This is a genomic window from Brevibacillus brevis (assembly GCF_001039275.2).
Classification (GTDB): domain Bacteria; phylum Bacillota; class Bacilli; order Brevibacillales; family Brevibacillaceae; genus Brevibacillus; species Brevibacillus brevis_C.
This window is the reverse complement of sequence record NZ_CP030117.1, coordinates 1,036,096-1,057,988: the sequence shown is the minus strand read 5'-3', so window position 1 is coordinate 1,057,988 and position 21,893 is coordinate 1,036,096. Positions and strand designations below refer to the sequence as shown.

Here is a 21,893-nt window from a genome sequence, read left to right as displayed (position 1 = left end):
TACTTGTTTTGCAAGCAGACCGACTTCCCCATGGCGGTGCCTTCTGGAGAGTGGTACCATGAGAGTGATCCAACCTTTGAGGTGACAGCCATGTTTTTAATTGGAATTCTAATCGTTGTTGCAATCCTTGGTGAAATTATTCATCGTTTGAATCCATGGAAAAAGCCGGAACCAGCCTATGAGGATCTCGTCGCCCAAATCAGACAGACAGACTGGTACCAGGAGTTGTCTCGTGATCAGGCATGTCGTTACGTTCTGGACAACGATCCGCATGTCCAAGCCTACTATGCGAGTACGTATGAAGCCAAACGTCTCCTTACACAGGAAGGCTTTCAATTGGGGCTGATTGATTACGTCAAGCAGGAAGCTGCAAAGCACGCCGATAAACCGCGCTGACACGCGAAAAAGCCGTTGTTATGGAACAGCGGCTTTTTCTTTGAATAAAAAAAAGGTATACCTGCCATGGCTCATGCCCTGTGGTACACCTGATTTATCCAGTATTCATGTTCGGCTTAGCGTTTTTGATGATAGTATTTGTAAGCGTCAAAGGATGCTTGCTCTTGGCAAGGTACGCATTCTGTTGCATATGATTCAGCTTGTTCGTGAATCATCTGACCGCAAGCAGCACAGCATTTTGCTTCGAGATTGCGAAAGAAAGTAGTGATCGGCGTCATGATTAAAACCCCCCGTGTGTTATTATCTGTATTGTATTACAACAGTAGCTGTTTTATAAAAGTTTGTTATAATACATTACGCCGATTTATCTTTCTCTCTCGCTCATTCTCTCTTCATTGCTCCTTTTTTCGCTGTATTCATACATTTTCGTAAATTCCACATCTGTTGTAACACAAAGACCTAAATCAGCAGATTGAACAAATACGGATCATGTGTAATCTCTACATAGCGGATACTGTGCTGCTTCATCCGACTGACTAATGGCTGATAGTCATCTTTGCATTTCATTTCAATACCAACCAGCGCTGGACCATTTTCTTTATTGTTCTTTTTCGTATACTCAAAGCGCGTGATATCATCGTGCGGCCCCAGTACTTTTTCCATAAACTCTCGCAAAGCTCCGGCACGCTGTGGGAAATTGATGACAAAATAGTGCTTCAAGCCCTCATGCAGCAGGGAGCGCTCCTTGATCTCTTGCATCCGGTCAATGTCATTGTTTCCACCGCTGATGACACACACTACGTTTTTCCCGGCGATTTGATCCCGGTAGTAATCGAGAGCGGCAATCGACAGGGCACCCGCAGGTTCTACGACGATGGCATTGCTGTTATACAACTCCAAAATGGTTGTGCACACCCTGCCTTCTGGTACCAGCACGATGTCATCCAGCAGCTCCTGACAAATACTCATCGTTAGCTGCCCCACTTGCTTGACGGCTGCCCCATCGACAAACTTGTCAATTTCATCTAAGGTGACAACGTCGTTTTGTTCCAGAGCGGCTTGCATCGAAGCTGCTCCTGCCGGCTCCACACCAATGATCTGTGTGTTCGGGCTGATGCCTTTTACGTACGTTCCCACACCCGCTGCCAATCCACCTCCGCCGATACTCATAAAGACGAAATCAGCTGGTTCTTCCATGTCATTCATAATCTCCAGACCGACTGTTCCTTGTCCAGCCACCACTAATGGATCGTCAAACGGATGGACAAAGGTCCGATCTTCCTGAATGCAATACTTCATCGCTTCTGCGAATGAATCATCAAAGGTGTCACCGATCAATACAACTTCTACATAGGAGCCGCCAAACAGCTTGACCTGCGATATTTTTTGACGCGGGGTGGTCGCTGGCATAAAGATCGTGCCCTTGATTTCCAGATGGTTACACGAATAGGCTACACCCTGCGCATGATTGCCCGCACTTGCACAGACAACACCACGCTCTCGCTCCATTGTGGAAAGATTCCGCATAAAATGATAAGCACCGCGGATTTTGAAGGAACGAACGACCTGCAAGTCTTCTCTTTTCAAATACACGTTGCAGCCGTAGCGCTCTGAAAGTACTTTGTTTTTTTGCAAGGGCGTCTTCTCCACCACGTCTTTCAGTGCGTGATTGGCTACTACGATGTCTTCCACTCTGACCGTATGCATATATATGTTCCTCCTCAGTAACTTCTCTGTTGTTATAGGGACCAGACCAAATCAAAAAGCCCCCGCCCCAAACCAGCTACGCACAAGTTGCGCACGGCTGGCTGAGACGAGGGCCATCGCGGTACCACTCAGCTTCTCTGTCTTCCTCACGAAAGACAGACTTAGGAAGTTCACTATGAAACTCCCGTCCGATAACGAGGACGAATTCGTTGTCCTATACTCACTGGCTAGACAAGCTGATTTTCCAGGACAATGCTCCAAGGTGATTTTCAAAACAGGCTGGCGGCCATTCTTTCAGCACAGGGAACGGCTCTCTGCACGCTGCTTACTGTTTCTACTCTTCCTTTTCAACGCTGATACATACGAACTATTCGAATTAGTTAAACATTCTACGCCGAAACCCACAAGATGTCAATCTTCTTGTTATTTGGCAGGAAAGTAATAGCAAAAATCCGAATGGATACTCAAGCATTCGATCGGAGGTGACCTTTTTGAGAAGCTACAGCCGTGAAAAACTTCACTCCTCTAACGAGACAACTGCGCAGCAAAAAACTTTTCCGGGACAAAAGCAAGCACATCTTCACTCTTTGGCATCGAGAGACGCACTCCCACCTGCACAGGTCATGCAGCTCCAACAAAGCATCGGCAATCAAGCAGTCCTGCAATTGCTTCGAAAAAAAGTGATTCAGCCTAAGAAAAATGAAACAGGCATGCCCGATACGCTGAAATCTGGCTTGGAAAGACTTTCTGGAATTGATTTGTCTGATGTAAAAGTACACTATCAGTCGGATAAACCGGAGCAGATCGGGGCGCTGGCTTATGCCCAAGGTACCGATATCCACCTCGGGCCGGGGCAGGAGCATCATCTTCCCCATGAAGGCTGGCATGTTGTCCAACAAATGCAGGGACGTGTAAAGCCTACGTTGCAAATGCAAGATGTGGGTGTTTCCGTCAATGATGAGGTGGGGCTGGAGTCCGAAGCTGATCAGATGGGGGCAAAAGCGTTGCAGCAGGGGGAACCTCTGTCTGATTCTACCGATTATCAAGCACTTGCAGCTATTTCGCCGCCAGCCAGCAAACCGATTCAGGGGGTTTGGGCGACGGTACCAGGTTCACCTAGCAAGGTCAATCTAAAAACGTTGACGGGGGAGTTTTCTTCTTCCGGCAAACAACTCTACTTGCATTCTGAAACCAGACAAAAATACGAGGAAGTTTCTAATATTGGAGGTGAACTGATCGTCCAGCCTTACGATGATTCTGTTACAACCTCCAAAATTCTCCCATTCTATCAAAACTGGACTTCTGCTCAAACGACCAATCTGTCCATAGACAGTGGATTTGGGCCAGTAGCTGCTAGGCATAATCGCAGCGCCCCCTATCTTACGTCCAAGGAAGAGGATTTTGGAGGCGCGAAACTGGGGACTACTTACAAGGATTTTATCAGGGGCTTACGAGACGGAAAAAATACCTCAAAAGACGATGCTACTCTGGCGGAAGCCCTGCTCACTGAAGATCTGAGTCTATTGGATTCCAACCTACAAAAGCGAGCTGCCGCTATGTTAAGCACAACCGTCAATCTCGCGGAAGAATGGCGAAAACAAGGGGCAAGCAAAATTTATCGTTCACTCCTAAGGCAGATCATCGACGAAGAAGCCACTTTTGATGATTTCTTACGAGATTTTGAATTCATACAAAGCGCTGACGCGGGGCGCGAACAGGTAGCTCGTTACCAGGATTATTTCGATGAGGAAATGGACTACGATGATCTGACTGCTAGAGATCAAGCAATTATCGATTATATGTCTCCTAAACGTGAAGATGATTTCAGTTCGGATGATGAACAACGTGAGGAAAAAAAGCTGAAATCGAAGGAACGATTATATGCAAAACGCTATCAAGAAGATGAGGATGATGGTAACAACTAGCTAACGTCGAATGCCAGACCCTCCGATAACTGCCACATCGCAACACAAAAAAAAACGGGTACCCTTTCGAGCGATTGCACTCAAAACGGTACCCGTTTTTCTATTCACTACATCCTAAACTGCTTCGTAAATCGCTTCGTAACGCTTGCCGATTTCTTCATCTGTCAAACCAGCCTCACGCAGACGGCCGATCAGTGCATTCGCCCAAATCTCAGTGCGTTGCGCCATTTTTGCGTATTTTTTCGCTTCCTTCACTTTGCGCTTGGAGCGATCTTCACCGTTTGACTTGAGGTTGTCGAGGATGAACAGCATGTGCATGGTATCTTCCTCGTTCAGCGTCTGCCAGCTATCGTTTAGAAACGCAGTTACCTTTTTGTAGTAGCCATCAAACTCGTCAAAAGAAATCTCAGTATCCATGTTGAGATATTCTTTCATTTTTTCAAATAGATCTTGCATCTAGCGTCACAACTCCCTCATTATTCTCCGCACTATTTCAAAAGCGTTCAAAAAGTCGTCTTTTCAGCACCGAGAAAGTGGCGGGAACCTGAAGAAGGAGGAGCGGAGTGTAGGGGAACCTACATGAGCACCGGACTTCAAAGGTGAACGCCTCTTTCGATGTCGCATTAGCCCTCAGAACTACTTCGTGATCAAAAGACGACTTTTTGAACAACCTCTATTATAACAAAAACAATGCGCTACAGGAAGTTGCCATTATCTGTGAGGCTGCAAGTGGTACATGCAAGACTCCCGCAAGCATGCAACGTCTCTCGTAATGCTCTATAATAGGGAAATACTGAATTGCTTGAGGAGAACGGAACAGATGACAACGCATAAAAAAGAACAAGACGCCAGCATCCGTGTCGGCCAGCAAATGACGCTCACGATTAAGAGCTTGGGCATTAATGGCGAAGGGATCGGCTATTTTAAAAGAAAAATCGTTTTTGTAGAGGGTGCCCTCCCCGGCGAGGTCGTCCATGCAGAGGTGACCGAGGCAAGAGAAAAATACGCGACCGCGCGTCTTTTACGAGTTGTTGAAAAATCAGCATCTCGTACGAAGCCCCCCTGTCCAGTCTATGCGGAGTGTGGCGGATGCAGCTTGCAGCACATGGATTATGCCGCACAGCTCGCGAGCAAGCAGGAAATCGTCATCGAGTCACTGCGCAAGTATGCTCGACTGAATCAGCCACCTGTCTCCCCTACGATTGGTATGGATAACCCGTGGTCGTATCGAAATAAAGCACAGTTTCAGGTAGGCAAGGAAAACGGCAAGCTCATCGCTGGATTGTATCAAACAGGTAGCCACAAGCTCGTCAACCTGGAAGGCTGTCAGGTGCAGCATGAAGCGACAACGAAAATCGTCCAAACAGCGAAGCAAATCATCGAGGAGCTCGGAATTCCGGTCTACGACGAGAAAAAACGGACGGGCGTCATCCGCACGATCGTAGCTCGTGTCGCTTTTGCAACGGGTGAAACGCAATTAACGCTTGTAACGGCTACCCCAGAAATCCCACGCGTGAAAGAGCTTCTTTTGGAGCTGCGTACGAGACTGCCTGAGCTTGTAGGTATCGCACAAAACGTAAACACGCAAAAAACATCGCTTGTTTTCGGGGACAAGACAGTGTCGTTGTGGGGCAAGGCCTCCATCGCTGAAAAGCTGGGAGAGCTGTCCTTCGATTTGTCTGCTCGTGCCTTCTTCCAATTGAATCCCGAACAGACGCAAAAGCTGTACAATCAGGTAAAGTCGGCTGCTGGACTGACTGGAAAAGAACTCGTGCTCGATTTGTATTGTGGAACAGGGACGATTGGTTTGTGGCTCGCTCCTTACGCCCGCGAGGTTCGTGGAATCGAGCTGATTCCTGAGGCTGTCGAGGATGCCAATCGTAATGCAGAGCGTAACCAAGCGTCGAATGCCAGCTTTCACGTGGGTCGTGCCGAGGTCTTGATGCCGAAATGGGCCAAACAAGGGACTCGACCGGATGTCGTCGTAGTCGATCCGCCGCGGACTGGGCTGGATGATGCGCTGATTCGTTCCTTGTTGGATGTACAGCCGAAGAAGATTGTGTATGTGTCTTGTAATCCTTCTACGCTGGCGAAGGATGTTGGGAAGCTGATGCAGCGGTATGAGTTGAAGAGTGTGCAGCCGGTGGATATGTTCCCGCATACGGCGCATGTGGAATCTGTCGCTTTACTGGTGAGGGACGTGTAGGCCCCAAATAAAGGATATGATCTGCGTAACAAAATAATCTACAACTACCTATGGTAAGGTAACACCTCAATAATTTGGAGGATATATGTTAAAAGAAAATATTTTAATAGATGATATTCCTGCTATTTTGTGGGGAAACGACAGCACGAAAATATTTATTGCTGTACATGGCAATATGTCTTCAAAATCAGATATTCCGATTCGTATTCTAGCCGAAAAAGTTGTTCCATTGGGCTATCAAGTGCTCAGTTTTGATTTGCCTGAACACGGCGATAGAAAAAATAGTTCTACGCTTTGTAAAGTGCAAAACTGCGTTTCTGATTTGAAGAAGGTTTTAGAATTTGCACACACAAAATCAAATACTATCAGCCTATGGGCAAATAGTATGGGAGCATATTTTAGCTTGTTAGCTTATAAAGATGAAGTTTTAAAGCAAAGCCTATTTCTTTCTCCTGTTTTAGACATGAGCCGCCTGATTCAAAATATGATGAAATGGTTTGATATTACAGAAGAACATCTGTGCAGAGAAAAAGAAATATCTACACCTATTGGTCAAATCCTATATTGGGATTATTACCAGTATGTTATCAAGAATCCAATTATAAAATGGGATTCTCCAACTTCCATTTTATATGGAAAAAAAGACGAACTGTGCGAGTATGATGTCTTATCAACATTTATCACAAAATTTAATTGTAATCTTGCTGTTTCAAATGCTTCCGAGCATTATTTTCACACAGAAGAAGATTTGAATATTTATGGAAAATGGCTCGAAAAGAATATCTTTTGATAGAGCACGCTTAGATATTAGATCATCTGAAAATCAAGAGGCTACGTTTTTAGGTTGACTTCCATGACCTACAGACTTAGCCTCTTTTTTATCATGTCTATTCTGAAGTTCAACTCTCTTTTGCTAATCATTAAATAATCTCTAAAATAGGGGGCTACAAGATAAAATAAAAAGGACGGCTGTCTCAGCCGCCATTACCACCAATTATATTTCAGAGTCTTTCTTCATCTATACTTCCTTTAAGTTAGTATGGAAAGGTATCTTCTATTATTGTTTTTGTATTGTTCTCCCAGTCTTCTCTTATCATTGCATACCCAACAGAATCAAATAATTGTCCGCTTTGTCTCCATGATCTACGGTTATAAGATTCTTTTACAAATCCGCTATTAAAGAACGTTTTTCTCATCGCAAAATTATCATATCTGGTATGACCTTCGATTCTAATAATATGAGTGTAATTATTGAATACATAAGTACTTAACCAATTAAGGACATCCTTTGCTATTCCTTTACCTCTAAACTTTTCTTTCAATCGCAAATCGAATAAACATATGGGATCTTCTAAATCAAAAACTCTTATTAAACCAATTTTTGTTTGATTATCCATGATCCAAAATGTTTGGTTCCCGTTTTCGGTATAATTTCCGTTTGCTAAATTTTCTCTTATAGACTCCTCAGTAGGATTCTCCTGTCCATGAAAACTCCATGTTTCTGATGTTAAAAATTCCACTAATTCATCAACCATTTTATTTTCAAACTCTAAATATGTGTACATCGCTCTCCCCCTTGAATGGCTACCTTCAATGACGAAGTTCTGAAAGATGAGCTCATCTTTTTTCATCTTTATCTTTGAATTTGTATTTATAGAGATTTCGAAAAATTTATATGATTTCATTATTCTACCATATTATATAAATAGCAAAGAAGGGTGGAAAACCGCTCTTTTTTACATTAGTCTATATGAAACCTTTGTTGCTTCTAATTGATTTTCTGCAGAATGTAACAGAAACGGAGAGGAAGAATATTGATTAAGTAGAAATCGTAGCTTTAGAAGGTTCACGAGCAGGAACGAATCATGTAAAATCGCTACAAAGTGAGATGATAACCTTAGGAGGATACATGTCCTGGAGTAAATTGAAAAAACAACTGGAGAGCTTTCTCTGTCCTGCGTTATATGGAAGGGTCGAATACCGTGCAACCGGTTACCGCTATTTACCTGATAAATCTGGAATTTGTTATATTGCCGTAGATAAAAAGAACGTACTTAATATGAGTGATATAACTAGCTCAATCAGATGGTATCAGACGGAGCAGGAAATTAAGAATGATTCAGATATCCAAATTCCTATCAGCAATGAAGAAATTGAAGCAGTCAGAAAAGATACCAAGGGAATCGTTCCGGAGGATCGCCTAAAAGTAATGGCAAGAAATAGAAAAATATCAGAATATGCAAAGGAGCTTTTGTCAGCACAGGCATCATTAAGTAAATCAAATTTTATCGTTGTGGCTAATAAGTTTTTATCTACTTCTATAGAGGAAAGCATAGAGAGCAATGATATCTTATTGAATATTCTAGCCTTGGTGGACAGAAGGGTAGGAAAAAAGAGGATTTTAAATATGTCCGAGAAGATGAAGTTAAAGCATCCAATTGTGCAGTATTTTTATGAATTACGGCTTAGTACAGTATGAAAATAAAAAAAATAGGAAAGCACCCAAGCATGTATGCTTTCGTGCTTTCCTATCAAGCCAAAATATTAGGAGGGAAAGTAGCCCTTTTTAAATAATTCGTACCATTGATTCAATTCATCGCCTTCCAAAACGCCCAATCTCTCCAAAATATGTCTTGAAAACTCCAATGCACCGCTTCCATTCGCAGTGATGAGATTCTCGTCCCAGATTGACTGACCCTCTACATAATGTTGATCTCCTCTGTAGTTCGGAGCTCCTTCCTTCAAATAAGCTAACGTATTGCCTGTATGTCTATGATTGTCCAAAAATCCGTGATTCCCCAAAAAAGTCGTAGCATCACAGATGGCTGCGACAGGAATATCCCTGCTCACACAGTACTCAACCATTACTTTTGCTTGCTGATTCTTCTCTTCTCTCCATCCCGTTCCGCCAGGTATGATTAACATGGCGATATCTACATTCGGATTGAATTCGTTTACGCTATAATCGGGAAGGACCGTTAAACCACCCATCGAAACTTTAGGCTCCTGATCAATGGCGATTGTCTTTACGCGATACCCTGTACCAGGTTTGTTCAGCTCTGAGCTGACGTAACTTGCCTCCCAATCCGCAAAACCATCCGTAATAAAAATCAACACTTCCTTCAAAGTGATTCCCTCCCTGTAAAGTCATGTACAAATGAATTGTAAAACAACTCCACTGACAGTTATGGTCAGGGAAGAAAACGGAAATCATATGAACATCTTGAAGCGATCAAGATGGAAACAAAAAACGTAATACCATCACGACAATAATGCCTGCGAGTACAGTTACCAATAAACTACGTGTTTTTATCGCAATGAAAAAGGTTGGTATGGCTGCTAAAAGTTCAACATTATTAATAGAAAGAGAAGCCTTTTCACCATTTTTAAATATTTCTTGAGCTACTAGAGCAGCCATAACAGATATGGGGACATAGCTTAACCATCGTGTTGCCCACTCCGGTAATTGAAAACGACTCAGTACCATAAGAGGAAGGACTCTAGGGATGAATGTAACAAGAGCTGCTCCTACAATCATCAAAAAAACATCCAATCTTACTTCCATTTTTCTATCACCATCCCTATTGTTGAAGCCAAAATTGTCGCAACGATAACTCCCATGCTGCCAGACAACATGGAACTGGTTCCCACAGCAATAACAACTGCAATTATCGCAACAACCACATCACGTTTCATTTTCTTTCGACTTAACATCGAAAGTACCAGAAGTCCAATAAACATCGCGGTCAAGGCAAAATCCAAACCTAATGTTTCAGGATTTGAAATCCATTGTCCGAAGAATGCTCCGGCTATATTGGCTGCGCACCAGTTTAAATAAGCCGTTATATTTAGACCGTGCATCCATTTTTCACTAATGTAGTTCTTTTTTGCAGCTTCGTTGATGGCAACACCAAACGACTCATCGGTAAGTAGCGACCCTACTAGCATGTTCCTAAGCGGAGAAAGATGCCGAAAATATGGTGCTAGAGCTGCACTAAGTAAAAGATGCCGAAGATTAACAAAGAAAATCGTAATAATAATGGTGGTAATCGAACTACTTGCTGCCATCATTCCAGCAGCGATAAATTGGGCTGAGCCAGCATAAAGAATTAAACTAATCAAGGCTATCTCAGCTATACTAAGACCCGCTGTCCTTTCGATAACACCAGCAGCGAATCCAATACTTAAATAACCCAGCAACGTAGGGACACAATCCTTTACACCTTGGAGAAAAGTATCCTTATCTCTTGAATCTGCCACCGTTTCGATTTGGTCATTCGCTAGACCCATTTTATCCCTCCTTATCCTGATTTATATTCAGGGAGTTATTATGATAACTACTATGAAAAAGTGAAAGAAAATACGGTTCAAATTACTTGAACCGTTTTCCTGTAACTACGTGGAACAGGTCAGGATGGTTAATCCAGAGAGCTTCGGCTTTCTCGGAGCCAATTTCCTTAACTAATTGCGCAAACATTATGTCGTGCCTGATGTACTCCATTGCTACTAATACAAGTGCTGGGTCTTGTGTTTTTATAGCCCATGCAGCAGAATTTGGAGCGAAATTTGCTATTAATACTTCTTCATTGTCCCGGGAGACAATCGTTAAACGACCACTCATACGTTCCTCTGCTACTTTAGGAGACATGTAATCATGATGAGTGGTTGAGCCTATCTCGGTATCGGGTGCTCCAAACAAAATGGAAAACACAGGAACGCCCTCTTCTACACGCTTATCTACATCCTGTTTAATAAAAGAAATCTGTGGTTGCCAAATCGATAACCATATTTCTTCTCGGGCTTTGTTTATCATGTCGACCATTTCTGTGATAACCAGTTCATCACTACTAATGCGTCGAACCACGTCTACTTGCTGTTCACTTTCTAATGCAGATAAATTTCTTTCAAGATAATCAAATGATTGCTCGAAGGAATTACGCAATCGCGTGATTAATTCTTTAGCTGGCAAAGGAGAGTAGGTCAAAGGCTCAGATGGTACCGTATAAACGGCTCCTTTATCTAACAATTTCCCTAATACCTCATAAATCATGGAACGAGGTACACCCGATCTTTTACTAATCTCATATCCAGTTATAGGAGACTGCTTCAGAAGCCCGATATATGCTTTGCATTCATATTGTGAAAATCCCAATTTCTGAAGTTCTTTATAGATTTCATCCAAAGAAAGCCACCACTTTTCATATTAACTTTAGTCTTGCGTGATGATTATAATAACCTCTACGTTTTATGGTAGTTATTATAATAATCACTAATAATATCGTCAATCCTTTTTGGTGTTTGTATAGTAGTGAAAACAATGAAAGAAGTGATATTCGATGGATTTAGAAACAGTCATGCAAGAGCTTGAAGCTCTCGGCAAGGAACGAACCAAGAAAATTTATCTATCCAATGGTGCTCACGAACCACTTTTTGGCGTGGCTACAGGCGCTATGAAGCCCATGGCGAGAAAAATCAAGATCAATCAACCCTTGGCTGAGCAGCTTTACGCTACCGGGAACTACGACGCTATGTACTTTGCCGGTGTGATCGCAGACCCAAAAGCAATGACCAAGGCAGATTTTGATCGGTGGATGGATTCAGCTTATTTTTATATGCTCTCCGACTATGTGGTTGCAGTAACCTTATCTGAAGCAGATATTGCCCAAGAAGTTGCCGATCACTGGATCACGAGCGGCGAAGAGCTCAGAATGTCTGCTGGCTGGAGTTGTTACTGCTGGCTTTTGGGTAATCGCCCAGATCGTGAATTTTCCGAAAGCAAAATTGCCAACATGCTTGAAACTGTGAAAAATACGATTCACGATTCTCCCGAACGAACGAAATACGCTATGAATCATTTTATTTACACCGTGGGGACTTCTTATTTGCCCCTTCACGATAAGGCGTTCGAAATCGCGAAGGCAGTAGGGCCTGTAGAAGTCCAAAAAGACAAAGCAAAGAGCAAGTTCCTAAACGCTTTCGATAATATTCAAAAGGCAGTAACGAAAGGTCAGCTCGGCTTCAAACGGAAACATGTGAGGTGTTAGTCCCTTTGGTTTCTCGTGAGGAAATCGTATGGACACGGAGTAGCCCTTTAGAGGTTGCTCCGTTTTTTCGTAGCAAGGTGTAATGCTATTTGTAATAGTCGGCGAATGTAAAGGCGATACTGGTCGTGTAGCGTTTTTTTCGAACATGCGAGATCAAACTCCTACTGGAGACGGATGTCAAAATACATCGACTGCGGGATGTAACTACTCCCTATTGGTATATTATGGTACATAGGTTTCAATTAATAAGCTACGAGGAGATGTAATCCGTGAAGACGTTAATCGAATTCAAAAAAGTAACGAAAGAATACAAAATCGGAGAAGTGCCAATCAAGGCACTTAATGGTGTTGATTTTTCCATAGCTGAGGGAGAATTCGTCGTTATTTTGGGTGCGAGTGGTGCTGGTAAAAGTACGATTTTGAATTTGCTAGGCGGAATGGATACGGCTACCTCAGGTCAAGTATTTGTTGGCGAACAAGAAATCACCAGATTCAACGAAAAAAGATTAACGCAATACCGCGGTGAGAAAGTCGGCTTTGTCTTTCAATTCTATAACTTAATTCCGAATTTAAACGCTCTCGAAAATGTTGAGTTTGCTACGGAAGTATGTAAAAACCATCTGGATGCGAAAGAGATTTTACATAAAGTTGGATTACAAAATCGTATGAAAAACTTCCCTTCTCAGCTCTCTGGTGGCGAACAACAAAGAGTTGCAATCGCGCGAGCTGTTGCCAAAAATCCTTTGCTTTTACTATGTGACGAACCAACCGGAGCATTGGATTATGTGACAGGTAAGTCCGTCTTAAAGCTTCTCCAGGATTTGAACAAAGAAACGAAGAAGTGCGTCGTATTGGTCACACACAATTCCGCCATTGCTCCTATGGCTGACAAAATTATTAAAGTGAAAAGCGGAATGATTGAAAGCGTTACCATTAATCGTGAAAAGCAAAGTGTGGAAGGGATTGAGTGGTGATCATGAAATTATTTTTAAAATTAGGAAGGGATATCAAACAATCGATCGGGCAATTTATCGCCTTTGTTTTGGTTATCGCAGTAGGAGCCTTTTTCTATGGGGGGCTAGTCACTTATAGCGATAATCTTCGTGCTTATACAGAAGGTTATTTTCAAGAACATAACATAAGTGACCTAAACGTATTTTACAATCAAATTTCCCAAAATGATGTCGCTGTTTTAAGTGAAACAGAAGGCATTAAAAAAATGGAAGGACGTTATACTTTTGATGCCAAGCAAGCCTTTGAAGGTGAAAAAACTTCTTTGAAAATTCATTCCATCCCTGTCAAAAACGAAATAAACACGATTGCTATGATTGAGGGCAGAATCCCGGCAAAAAAGAATGAGATTTTATTAGATTCTCGCTATGCGAAAGAACATCTTTTTCAAGTCGGCGATGAAATCAGTATTAGCGCGAATGAAAGAAATTTTACATTTACCATTAGCGGCTTGGGTGAGAATGTCGAACATGCAAAAAAGAACGAAATCCAAGACCATAAAACCTACGGAGTCGCTTATATTGCCGAAGAGACCATCCCTGAAATCTTAGGGAGCCTTTCCTATAATGAAATCATGATCGATGCTACAGAAGGTTACGATATTGATAAATTGGGTCAATCCATAGAAGCACAATCCAAACACCTTTCTTATATAAACCAAGTCAGGAAAGAACGGACTTTCAGCTATTCGAAAATAAATGAAACGATCCAAAATAATAAATTGATGAGTATGGTTATCCCTTTCGTTCTCTTTTTGATTGTAGCTATTATCCTGTATCTTACCATGTCGAGAATGATTGATTCGCAAAGAAACCAAGTAGGGATTATGAAGGCTTTAGGTGTCAAAAACAGAAACATCATGTTTCATTACATGGGATACCCTGTGCTGGCAGGTATCATCGGCTCAATCATCGGTTGTGCGATTGCCGCTCTCTTATTTGTTCCATTGGTAACGGCATCGTCTGCAAGAGCCTACTCTCTGCCTGGCATTACATATTCCCTTTCCTTTTATTCTTTCATTCCCCCCATTATTTTCTCCAGTGCTTTTGGTATCCTAGCGTGTTACTTAAGTGGTAGAACCCTGTTAAAAGAACATGCGGCTCAGGCTATGCGTCCTAAACCGCCAAAGAAGATGAAAACGTTATTGATAGAGCGAATTCCGGGTATTTGGAGTCATATTTCCTATAGCTACAAGCTTATTTTGAGAAATATTTTCCTCAATAAACAAAAAGCTTTAGCAAGCTCAGTTGGTGTTGTTGTAAGCACGGTCTTATTGATAACGGCTTTTGGCACTCAATCTGCCTTGCAAAAAGTAGCTAGCCAAATTGAAGAAGTCTATACGTATGATTTGCGAGTAGATTATGCGATGGGAACATCTCCTGATACGGTAAAATTACCCTCCGGCATAAAAAATCAATATTATTTATCCACCTTTCCTGTTGAAATCATCAACGGTGATGAAAAAGATAATGCCACTCTCGTTGTTACGGAAAAAGAAAACACTCTCATTCATTTCTTTGACGAAAATGATAATCTGATCACGTTAGAAAATAATGGTGTGCTGGTACCAAAATCCTATGCCGACAAATATCAGATTTCAGCAGGAGATATCATCCATATAGCTTTCAAAGCACCAGAGCTTATAAATAAATCTGTAGAAATGAAGGTTTTACATATATCTACGCAGTATTCGAACCCTTCGTTTTATATCACACCAGACTATTTAATGAGCTTTGGCATAGACTACAGTCCAACCTCGCTTTTCGTTCAAGCAAATAGCTCTGTAGATCTTAGTAGCATTCGTAACTTCTTTGAACAAGATCCTCAAGTAGAAGCCCTTGCAGATAGAAATGATCTAAAGAAAACCGCAGAATATATTTTGAAACAAAACAATTTTGTCTTTATCATGTTTATTGTTTGCGCCGTCATCCTCTCTTTTGGCGCGATCTACACAATCTCTTCCATCAACATTTATGAAAGGAATCGCGAGCTTGCAACACTTAAGGTATTAGGCTATCAAAAACATAAAATAAACAGACTTATCTTTTTTGAAAACATGATACTCACTACCTTTGCGATCCTTGTAGCTCTACCGATAAGCGGTTACGTTTATTCCATGATTGTCAAGGCACTGTCTAGTACCCATCAACAAATCCCGGATCAATTAACGCTTCCTATCCTGTTGGTTTCTGTTATGCTTGCTTACTTGCTTACGATTCTGTCCAATCTGCTACTTCGTAGAAAAGTAACCAACATCAATATGATTGAATCCTTAAAAGGAGTGGACTAAAACTATTGACCAACTGCCTTACGTGTAATGCATTCGTGGCAAATCTGGCTATTGGGTGGGCAATCTATGCCTCATAATGTACGCACTAGTTAGGAGAAGCCCCCGTAGAATAGGCCATCATCCGTTTCCATTCTGTACCTGTCTTCATACGATGACAAAAACAGGGAGGAAACGAGGAATGCCCAAAAAAGTATCGCTTTGTGAGCAGTTCTCCAGAATTATCCGGGGGCAATCTGGCTTTGCTGGCGGAAAATGCGTCTCGACCATCAATCGAAATCAAATAAAAGCGACCATTTTGGGAAAAAGATTTCGCGTAACGTCTTCATTTTCATTTGAATCCTTGAATCCCAAAACGGGTAAGGCCCTCTGTTTAGGGAGAGCGGCATTCCTACAGAAAGAAGTCAATCCATTCATTACAGCCATTCGAAATCAAGGCATAATAGTCTCGTCTGTCCGCAATGAATGGTTATTCGATCGTCCCCGCGTGATTTATGTAAATATTGAAGCAGTCGATAAACCTCTTGCTTTCGCAAGAAAAGTAAGGCGAGCATTAGATGCCATTCCTTCATGAGAATAGAAAGAAACGAGTCCTCTCTTTCACCGCAGGGAGGATTTTTTCGTCTCTAGAACATCACAACTCGATCAGCTATAATGAAAAACAGCCAAAAACGGGAATTTCAGCAAAATTATACCTCTTACATAGGAAGGATTGATTCTCTTGGATACACAGATCATCGATATAGGCGTAAACCTGATGCACCGCTCCTTTCAACAAGACCGCGATGAGGTCGTTGCCAGAGCAGAAAAACAAGGAATTTACCCATTAATTTTGACGGGAACAAGTTTGAGAAACAGTATAGATGCCTCCCGATATGCGAGTCGCTTCAAAGGAAAGCTGTACGCTACGGCAGGGATTCATCCTCACGATGCCAAAAGCTGTGATGAATCGACGATCAAGAAATTAAGAGAACTGGCGTCTCTTCCCCATGTGGTAGCAATTGGAGAATGCGGGTTGGATTATAACCGTGACTTTTCCCCGCGTGATATTCAAAGAAAGTGGTTCATTGAACAAATTTCCCTGGCCACAGAACTTCAACTGCCGTTGTTTTTGCATGAACGCGATGCTCATCTTGATTTTGTCTCGATTCTGAAAGAGCATCGTCAAAATATCAATCGTGCGGTTGTGCACTGCTTTACCGGAACCTCCAAGGAATTGGAAACCTATTTAGAAATGGACTTCCATATTGGGATTACGGGATGGATTTGTGATGAACGACGTGGGAAACATCTTCGGGAGCTTGTCAAAAAAATCCCCTTGAATCGTTTGATGATTGAAACAGATGCGCCATTTTTAACCCCTCGTGATTTGAAAGAAAAGCCTGTGGATGGTCGAAATGAGCCAATGTATTTGAGACATATATTGCACGCGGTCGCACAATGTATGGAGTTGAGCCCTGAGGAAGTGGCCAGCGCTACAACCAAGACTGCGAAAGAATTTTTTAACGTATAGGTCGTTTTCGCAAGAGGGTCTCGTGCCCTCTTTTTCTTTTTGTGAAAGGCAGTGAATATCGAGCATTTCACAAAAACGTCGCTTTACAGTTGTTAAAAATGGATTTAAATTACAAATAATGGATGCAAATAAAAGAAAGGTGGGTTGTTTATGCTAAAAAAAAGTATGGCTTCAAGTCTAGGTCTTCTCTTCGTTGTACTGTCTTTCACACTTCCTACTCAGGCTGCAGAACCAACGCTTTCGAAATCATCTGAACAAAATATTTCATCCCATGCATCACTAAAGCAATCCCTATCAACCAGCTCTTCTTATGGAGCGAAAATGTGGATCAAGAATAATCAACTGGTCCCACAAGGCTGGGTGATTACCGACAGTACTAGTACTCAATTCGAAATTACATGCGTGATTGGAGCTACGTACAGATCGACACTATGGATCAAATACAACCAACGAATTCCCGATGGATGGGCTGTTATAGATGGCAGTGGTACTTCCCTTCAAATGATTTATACACAAGGCGCTGGTTACGGAGATAAACTGTGGGTACGAAACAATCAAATCATGCCTCAAGGATGGGTCATTACAGATAGTACGACGGATAAATTTGAAATTACGAGTATTCAAAGAGCTCCAAAGGGAGCGAAGCTATGGATCAGGTATAATCAACAGATTCCAGCAGGCTGGGTTGTTACCGATCGGTTTAACACGAAAATTCAAATCACTTTTATGGGCTAGAGACCGCTATTGGAGTGGGACGCGACTAATCTGCGTTCCACTTTTTCATTGCGGCTGTTTTTTTTGACCATCTATTTTTTTACAACTTGATTACATCCCCATGCTATGCTTTACGAGAGGTGACCCAAGTGGGTACCATCCTAATTGTCGAGGATGAGATTCCAATCAATGAGCTCATCAAAAGAAACCTGCAAGCAGTGGGACATAGATGTATTTCGGTGATGGACGGAAAAGCGGCACTGGAAGAGATGGATAAACACAAGGTGGATCTCGTTGTACTGGACATCATGCTGCCAGAGATTGACGGATATGAGGTTTTCAATTAAATTCATGGGACGCCCACTATTTTTTTGACAGCGGAATCGCCCTTTTAAAAACAAAATGCTATTCCTTTATATGTGTACTCCCTGTCACCTCGTCACATGTGGAGAGTGTAGTATTGATTAAATTAAGGGGAGCCTCTAATTAGACTCCCTTTGCACATAGTTATTTAACTAGTTTTTACAAACACAGCCTGTCCACTATGATTATAAATAAAAAGTAAGTCATTTCTATGTTTTAGTTGATTAACTAATTTAGTTATACCTTCTGTAAACATGAATCCATAATCGTCGAAAATAACTACTCCCCCGATAGTTATCCTTTCCCACACCCAATCAAATATTTCCGCTGCAGAAAGGTACACATCAACATCAATATGGCACAACCGAACTTTCTTCTCCATAATTTTATCATGAGAATCATCTGGGAATACTCCTCTGAGTATATTGACTCTCTTTAGTTGCATTCTGTTCTCTATAAGATCCCTAACAATCTCTTCACTTGTATCATTATGTTCTCCGCCACGATAAACAGTGTCATACTTTGAATCTGCTTTTACGACACCTAAAAATGTGTCGCATAAATATACATTTTCATTTAATCCTAGCAATTCAGCCTTTTTTGCGATTAAGGCACCTGTCCCCCCCTTCCAAACTCCTATTTCAATGAAGACCCCCTCTTCACATTTTGACACTTGTTCAACTAAAGACCACAAAGTGTATGCTCGATAAATATCTACTAATGTGTAGTTCTCTACTTGATTGTAAGTTTCTTTAAATAACTCATCTTCTTTCCAAGGAGCATAATCGTTACGAGGCTTAATTTCTTCATACGGATAATTTTCTGGAAATATTTCATGGATAGAAAAAAAGTGCTTATTCTCTTCAAAGCCCATTTTCCTTAAATCATTTGAAACCAATTGGTAAGATGGACTTGAAGGAAGAAAGGTAAGTATAATAAGCAAATTTGAGTGATCTTCCTTCTTCAATTGTTCTTTGCCGTAAATAATTTTGCCGTAGAGCGTTGTTCCCCATTTTTTTTCATCATTGTCGATAATGTAAGAGCAATCAAGATTTAAACTATTAAAATATAATTCTGCTCTTTTATTTGTACCGTAAAGAACAACTTTTTGACCACTAATCACGTTAAAACGTCCTTTCACTGTAATAATCAGTTAAACACGATCTTCTTTATATATCGTCATTTTTTATATTATCTAAAACAATGTAAATTTCAAGATTCAAAGCCCTCACATCTTCAATATGTATAAATGGCACAAAGCTTCAATCACGTGGCAAGTGAAATTTAAAGCCAGATTCAGCAGCTAGCTGCGGATCACAAACAGTAATTTATCGATAATTTTACCCATGAAATGAGAATACCGTTCACTACCATTTATCGTTATGCGGAATACATTTAGAATGTGGCTAGCATAGAAGAGGATAAACTATTTACCACTTCCTACATTATGTCCGAGAGCCGTAGACTTCAAAATATTGCGTATCGCTGCCAGTTGGATCTGGCAACCCTCCGTGAAAATAAGCTTGAACAAAGCATTGTTCGTATGGAACAATTGATGCTTGGCGTCCAACAAGTGCTCTCTATCATGGCAGCCGAGAAGGACGTTCAAATTACATGGGAATATCGCATGGATACGTTGTATTGCGATCCAGACCTGCTTCATATCCTACTCGTCAATTTGATAGACAATTCGCTGAAGGCATGTAGTGCTGGCGGACGTATCAAGGTAGTCGCCGAGCTAGAGAATGAACATAAGGTGATCACAGTCGAGGATAACGGCAAAGGAATATCAGCAGAACATCTCGTCCACATAACAGAGGCATTCTATCGCGTAGATCCCTCCCGCACTCGAAACGGCGGGGGTGCGGGCTTGAGCTTTGCCAGCTGATTGCCATGCGGCAGAGCTCCACTTCTCATCGGAACCGGGTAAAAGGGACAACAGCCAAACTGATCTTCCCCGCCTACTAGATCTATACGAACGAGCAAAGACACCTGACTGATCATCTGGGGTGTCTCATTTTTTTATTTTGCAAGTGAAAGATTGTCAGCAGCTTTTCCGTCTATACAGTGACAAGGAGGTGTAACACCAGTGGAGGATCATAGTGGCGCACGAATCGAGCAATGGTTTCACTCATACAGCCAGGATATATATCGATTTCTCGTCTATTACACGGGACGAACCGATATCGACGATCTTGTTCAGGAGACCTTTATTCGTGCCCTGAAAGCCATACACGACACAGAGGTTGAGAATCCCAAAACGTGGCTGTTTGCCATAGCACGAAACGTAGCTATTGATGAAAGACGCAAGACAAAGCTAATTAGCTGGTTGCCGGATATCTTCTTGCAGCACCTCGTTTCGCACGACAAAACACCGGAAGAGTCCCTGATGTTAAGTGAAAACAAGCGTCTGCTCTATGAAATGATCAATCAGTTAAAGTCTTCTTATCGGGACGTGTTGATACTCAGAGGGATCAAGGGATTATCGAGCAAGGAGACTGCGGAGGTTTTGGGATGGACGGAAAACAAGGTCAATCTTACTTTGCACAGAGCAATAAAAGCGATTCAAAACAAAAGGCATGTTTCGATTGCGGAGGTGATGAACGATGCCATCATGTGATGAGCAGATCATTCTAGAAGAATTGAATCAATTCCCGGAGCAAATCCTTTCCCGAGAACGAAGCCAAGCAATATTAGAGGGTGTGCGAGAAGAAGGAGGTAGACTTCAAAAAGTGAACAAACGAAGAATGTACTATGGATGGATGGCAAAAGGGCTGATCACCTGCGGCCTGTTGCTCGGTTTTTTCTGGATGAAACCATTTTCTGCACCAGCAGAATCAACGAGCAGTGCAGCTTTGACTCCCGAAGAGCAAAAGTATTTTACGGCTGCCCAGCAGGCAATCACTACGGCGAGCGGCATTGAGAAGAATTTTACTTTTGCAGAGATCGAGAAAAACGAGGAGTCCTTTGTTGTACTGACAAAGGATGAAGAAGCCTGGGTATATTTTAAGGCCGATACGACAGAGGTGATTGCCGTCAAAGCAACTTTTGCCATCCAAGAATTGACGGAACCTTATCAAAAATATGTAGAGACTGCACGTGAAGCCTATAGGGTTACGAAACAACCGGTTAACTTCGAAACAACAGAATTTTATAAAAGAAAAGACATAGCTATTCTAAGCTTTGACTTGGATCAAGATCAGGATGTTGATGTTGATTTATCTACAAACAAAGTCATTGATTATACCTTGAATTACAACCCTAAGGATGCAGATCAAAAGTCTCTGGACATCGCGCAAAAAGCTTTGACGCGCTTCACCAATAAAAATGATCTCTCCTTCACCCTAGCCGTAAAATCATCAGATGAGAAAGAGGATAGGTGGACGTTTCACAACGAGCAAGAAAGATATGAGGTGGAAGTCGGAGCAAAAACAGGCCAAGTATATGATGTGCAGCATGTAACGGAACACAAGCATATTATCATCAAATCAATCGATGAAGCGATTCCCGTCACGAAGCCGCTTATTCAAGATATTTTTGGCATAGACACTACTGGGTACAAGGCTTATGGCGGCAAGGATTGGGGCGGCTATATATTGAGAAGTGACACTCCTGGGAAACCACGTTTATCCATAAAGCTTTTTGATAGGGATGTTGGAACGATTTATGGGATCGGTATAGAAAGAGACTGACTTTGAGTTTGGAGGTCACAGCAAAGGAGCAACGG

At 41.9% G+C, this 21,893-nt stretch carries 24 protein-coding genes and 1 other annotated feature; of the genes, 15 read left to right on the top strand and 9 right to left on the bottom strand.

The annotated features are described in order from the left end of the window. Positions 1 to 3 precede the first annotated feature (3 nt). On the top strand, positions 4 to 396 hold the full coding sequence (locus AB432_RS05515) for a hypothetical protein (RefSeq protein ID WP_235617623.1): 393 nt from the start codon (positions 4 to 6) through the stop codon (positions 394 to 396). A gap of 116 nt (positions 397 to 512) precedes the next feature. Here the strand turns inward: AB432_RS05515 and yhfH are convergent, their stop codons facing one another. Further along, positions 513 to 674, bottom strand: coding sequence for a protein YhfH (yhfH, locus tag AB432_RS05510; protein ID WP_082195876.1), 162 nt, complete (start codon positions 672 to 674; stop codon positions 513 to 515). A gap of 181 nt (positions 675 to 855) precedes the next feature. Continuing rightward, positions 856 to 2,103: a threonine ammonia-lyase IlvA gene (gene ilvA / locus AB432_RS05505; protein ID WP_048031398.1), complete on the bottom strand. Its 1,248-nt coding sequence runs from the start codon at positions 2,101 to 2,103 to the stop codon at positions 856 to 858. 99 nt (positions 2,104 to 2,202) lie between these two features. Next, positions 2,203 to 2,463, bottom strand: a binding site (T-box leader). 131 nt (positions 2,464 to 2,594) lie between these two features. Between ilvA and AB432_RS05495 the strand changes: the two genes are divergently transcribed. After that, positions 2,595 to 4,028, top strand: a complete 1,434-nt coding sequence (locus AB432_RS05495) for an eCIS core domain-containing protein (RefSeq protein WP_053079551.1) — start codon at positions 2,595 to 2,597, stop codon at positions 4,026 to 4,028. Between the two features lie 114 nt (positions 4,029 to 4,142). Here the strand turns inward: AB432_RS05495 and AB432_RS05490 are convergent, their stop codons facing one another. After that, on the bottom strand, positions 4,143 to 4,484 hold the full coding sequence (locus tag AB432_RS05490; protein WP_048031397.1) for a hypothetical protein: 342 nt from the start codon (positions 4,482 to 4,484) through the stop codon (positions 4,143 to 4,145). A 364-nt stretch (positions 4,485 to 4,848) separates the two neighbouring features. Here AB432_RS05490 and rlmD point away from each other — a divergent pair, with 364 nt between their 5' ends. Both rlmD and AB432_RS05480 read left to right on the top strand, forming a co-directional pair. Further along, on the top strand, positions 4,849 to 6,234 hold the full coding sequence (gene rlmD, locus AB432_RS05485; protein ID WP_048031396.1) for a 23S rRNA (uracil(1939)-C(5))-methyltransferase RlmD: 1,386 nt from the start codon (positions 4,849 to 4,851) through the stop codon (positions 6,232 to 6,234). An 85-nt stretch (positions 6,235 to 6,319) separates the two neighbouring features. Further along, positions 6,320 to 7,024: an alpha/beta hydrolase gene (locus AB432_RS05480; protein WP_048031395.1), complete on the top strand. Its 705-nt coding sequence runs from the start codon at positions 6,320 to 6,322 to the stop codon at positions 7,022 to 7,024. A 244-nt stretch (positions 7,025 to 7,268) separates the two neighbouring features. On the opposite strand, the gene AB432_RS05475 is transcribed toward AB432_RS05480, so the two are convergent. After that, positions 7,269 to 7,919, bottom strand: coding sequence for a GNAT family N-acetyltransferase (locus AB432_RS05475; RefSeq protein WP_235617622.1), 651 nt, complete (start codon positions 7,917 to 7,919; stop codon positions 7,269 to 7,271). 224 nt (positions 7,920 to 8,143) lie between these two features. Here AB432_RS05475 and AB432_RS05470 point away from each other — a divergent pair, with 224 nt between their 5' ends. Further along, on the top strand, positions 8,144 to 8,713 hold the full coding sequence (locus tag AB432_RS05470; protein ID WP_048031394.1) for an SF0329 family protein: 570 nt from the start codon (positions 8,144 to 8,146) through the stop codon (positions 8,711 to 8,713). 65 nt (positions 8,714 to 8,778) lie between these two features. Here the strand turns inward: AB432_RS05470 and AB432_RS05465 are convergent, their stop codons facing one another. The 4 genes from AB432_RS05465 to AB432_RS05450 all read right to left on the bottom strand — a co-directional run bounded on the left by AB432_RS05465 (position 8,779) and on the right by AB432_RS05450 (position 11,416). Further along, complete coding sequence (locus AB432_RS05465; RefSeq protein WP_048031393.1) at positions 8,779 to 9,360, bottom strand: type 1 glutamine amidotransferase family protein; 582 nt, start codon at positions 9,358 to 9,360, stop codon at positions 8,779 to 8,781. Positions 9,361 to 9,466: 106 nt separating this feature from the next. Further along, a complete protein-coding gene (locus AB432_RS05460; protein WP_048031392.1) occupies positions 9,467 to 9,799 on the bottom strand; it encodes an AzlD domain-containing protein in 333 nt (110 codons plus the stop codon). Beyond that, a complete protein-coding gene (locus AB432_RS05455) occupies positions 9,790 to 10,524 on the bottom strand; it encodes an AzlC family ABC transporter permease (protein ID WP_048031391.1) in 735 nt (244 codons plus the stop codon). Before AB432_RS05455 ends, AB432_RS05460 begins: the two co-directional genes overlap by 10 nt. An 82-nt stretch (positions 10,525 to 10,606) precedes the next feature. Further along, complete coding sequence (locus tag AB432_RS05450; protein WP_048031390.1) at positions 10,607 to 11,416, bottom strand: TrmB family transcriptional regulator; 810 nt, start codon at positions 11,414 to 11,416, stop codon at positions 10,607 to 10,609. A 154-nt stretch (positions 11,417 to 11,570) separates the two neighbouring features. On the opposite strand from AB432_RS05450, the gene AB432_RS05445 reads away from it, so the two are divergent. From AB432_RS05445 to AB432_RS05415, 7 genes are all read left to right on the top strand, one after another. Further along, a complete protein-coding gene (locus tag AB432_RS05445) occupies positions 11,571 to 12,278 on the top strand; it encodes a DNA alkylation repair protein (RefSeq protein WP_048031389.1) in 708 nt (235 codons plus the stop codon). A 269-nt stretch (positions 12,279 to 12,547) separates the two neighbouring features. Further along, the gene (locus AB432_RS05440; protein WP_048031388.1) at positions 12,548 to 13,252 is read left to right on the top strand and encodes an ABC transporter ATP-binding protein; all 705 of its coding nucleotides are present in this window, start codon (positions 12,548 to 12,550) and stop codon (positions 13,250 to 13,252) included. A 2-nt stretch (positions 13,253 to 13,254) separates the two neighbouring features. Beyond that, positions 13,255 to 15,579, top strand: coding sequence for an ABC transporter permease (locus AB432_RS05435; RefSeq protein WP_048035707.1), 2,325 nt, complete (start codon positions 13,255 to 13,257; stop codon positions 15,577 to 15,579). A gap of 178 nt (positions 15,580 to 15,757) precedes the next feature. Further along, positions 15,758 to 16,150, top strand: a complete 393-nt coding sequence (locus tag AB432_RS05430; protein ID WP_048031387.1) for a DUF1259 domain-containing protein — start codon at positions 15,758 to 15,760, stop codon at positions 16,148 to 16,150. 138 nt (positions 16,151 to 16,288) lie between these two features. After that, complete coding sequence (locus AB432_RS05425; protein WP_082195875.1) at positions 16,289 to 17,089, top strand: TatD family hydrolase; 801 nt, start codon at positions 16,289 to 16,291, stop codon at positions 17,087 to 17,089. A 150-nt stretch (positions 17,090 to 17,239) separates the two neighbouring features. Beyond that, entirely contained in the window at positions 17,240 to 17,824 is a 585-nt protein-coding gene (locus AB432_RS05420) for a hypothetical protein (RefSeq protein WP_048031386.1), read from the top strand. A gap of 128 nt (positions 17,825 to 17,952) precedes the next feature. Beyond that, complete coding sequence (locus AB432_RS05415; RefSeq protein ID WP_235617621.1) at positions 17,953 to 18,150, top strand: response regulator transcription factor; 198 nt, start codon at positions 17,953 to 17,955, stop codon at positions 18,148 to 18,150. A gap of 164 nt (positions 18,151 to 18,314) precedes the next feature. On the opposite strand, the gene AB432_RS05410 is transcribed toward AB432_RS05415, so the two are convergent. Continuing rightward, complete coding sequence (locus AB432_RS05410; RefSeq protein WP_053079550.1) at positions 18,315 to 19,289, bottom strand: TylF/MycF/NovP-related O-methyltransferase; 975 nt, start codon at positions 19,287 to 19,289, stop codon at positions 18,315 to 18,317. Between the two features lie 324 nt (positions 19,290 to 19,613). Between AB432_RS05410 and AB432_RS30955 the strand changes: the two genes are divergently transcribed. The 3 genes from AB432_RS30955 (at position 19,614) to AB432_RS05395 (ending at position 21,858) form a co-directional block, all read left to right on the top strand. Beyond that, the gene (locus AB432_RS30955) at positions 19,614 to 20,054 is read left to right on the top strand and encodes a sensor histidine kinase (protein ID WP_053079549.1); all 441 of its coding nucleotides are present in this window, start codon (positions 19,614 to 19,616) and stop codon (positions 20,052 to 20,054) included. Between the two features lie 201 nt (positions 20,055 to 20,255). Continuing rightward, entirely contained in the window at positions 20,256 to 20,786 is a 531-nt protein-coding gene (locus AB432_RS05400; protein WP_048031385.1) for an RNA polymerase sigma factor, read from the top strand. Continuing rightward, positions 20,773 to 21,858, top strand: a complete 1,086-nt coding sequence (locus AB432_RS05395; RefSeq protein WP_048031384.1) for a hypothetical protein — start codon at positions 20,773 to 20,775, stop codon at positions 21,856 to 21,858. The genes AB432_RS05400 and AB432_RS05395 overlap by 14 nt, the downstream gene beginning before the upstream one ends. The last annotated feature ends 35 nt before the right edge of the window (positions 21,859 to 21,893 follow it).